Genomic DNA, 1,554 nt, shown 5'->3' with positions numbered 1-1,554 from the left:
ATGCAAGGTGAGGGCGAGGGTGTGGACTAAAAGAGTAGCCACGGTGAGGTCGGCCGAGGTGCCGGGGTTGATGTTGTCGGCCTTCAGCCGGCGGTCGAACTCCATGAGCAGACGAATGCGCGACGGTTCGTCGCCCTCGGCATGGAGCGCCGCCTGAACGGCAACGGCTTCCTGCCGCGCCTGATTTGCGACGTGAACGCCGTGCTTGCGCATCACATGGCTGTCGGGGAAGTCGGCGAGAAACGCCATGTAGACGAACACCGTCGGCCACATGCCGTCTTCTTCACGTGCCAACGCTCCATCCAGCGCGGCGAGCCCGACCCCGAACACGTCGCCGAAACAGTTGCTGTACTGGCGAGCGATCATGTCGCGGTCGGCAGCCTCCCTCATCGCGTCCAGCAAATGGACCTTCGGCTCCTGCCGCACATCGTTGGCGGCTTCTCCGAGGCCGCCTGGCGCGGCCGTGACGATCGCCTCGAATACCGCCTTGGTATCCTGCACGCTCAAAGCCCGAAGCAGCGAATCGAGATTGTCGCGCAGTCTGTCACCGCCCATTTCGGCAGCGCATATCAGAGGCCCTGCCAGAAGGATGATTCCGAGATTGGTGTTGGTTGCGACCGCCAGTCGTGTCGCGCGCACCGCCTCCAGCATCCGCTGCCCGACCGGCAGACGAGGATCGGTCAGCGGCCCGGAGGAAACCTCCGCACTTGTCATGAACTGGGCGGCGGACATGCCGTGTCCGTCGGCGAACAGATGGACGTTGCCCGGCTTTAGGGCTTCGATCTCCATCCTGCAGGCATTCTTATAGCTGGCCCGGAGGCGTTCACGCGAAAGCGCCAACTTGCCCGCCCTCACGAATTCGCAGGCGCGGCAAAACGGTAGGGCCGCGGTGCGGCGGCCGCCTCGGCGCGGTCGGCCAGAAGTTTCAGCAAGGCATCGGCGATTGCTTCGGCGATGTTCACGGCGACCACCGACTGCAATCCCGACCATGCGGGCATGCTGTTCACTTCGAGTATGAACAGATTGCCGTCGTCAGCCCGCACGATGTCCACGCCGGCAAAATCCGCGCCGACCGCGGCTGACGCAGCGACGGCCAGCGATGCCAGTTCCGCCTTGCCATGTTCGGAAACCTGTTCCGGCACGCCACCCCGGTTGACGTTCGTGATCCAGTCGTCGCTGATGCGGCTCATCATCGCCACGGTCTCTCCGGCGCAGACAAACACGCGGAAATCCCGGAAAGGCGGACCGGCACGCGACACATATTGCTGAAGATAGTAGACGCTGTTCACCTCTTCTGCGGCCGGCAGGTCCGAGAGCGTGCGGATCAGCTTTATGCCGCGGCCTTGCGCCCCGAACAATGGTTTCAGCACCAGCGATCCCCGCGGAAGCTCTTGCGCCGCGACCTCCTCGGCGACGGCAAGTCCTTCTACGGCAAAGGTGCGTGGCGTAGGCAGGCCGGCATTTTTCAGGAGGAATGTCGTCATCGACTTGTCGACGCAGCGCTCGATCGCCTGCGCGGAATTCCATACGGGAACCGACAGTCTGCTTAACGCG

Annotated in this window: 2 protein-coding genes; both read right to left on the bottom strand. The window is 63.6% G+C overall.

Annotated features, from left to right (window positions below; translation table 11 throughout):
* The coding region (locus EN914_RS35035; RefSeq protein WP_348631965.1) for a triphosphoribosyl-dephospho-CoA synthase at positions 1-855 on the bottom strand (855 nt) is incomplete at its 3' end.
* On the bottom strand, positions 852-1,554 hold a 703-nt coding region (locus tag EN914_RS35030; protein ID WP_127389673.1), incomplete at its 5' end, for a RimK family alpha-L-glutamate ligase. The genes EN914_RS35035 and EN914_RS35030, both read right to left, overlap by 4 nt.

This window comes from Mesorhizobium sp. M7A.F.Ca.CA.001.08.2.1 (assembly GCF_003998455.1).
Lineage (GTDB): Bacteria > Pseudomonadota > Alphaproteobacteria > Rhizobiales > Rhizobiaceae > Mesorhizobium > Mesorhizobium ciceri.
Note: the sequence above shows the minus strand (reverse complement) of the source record. Positions and strands in the feature narration are given on the sequence as shown.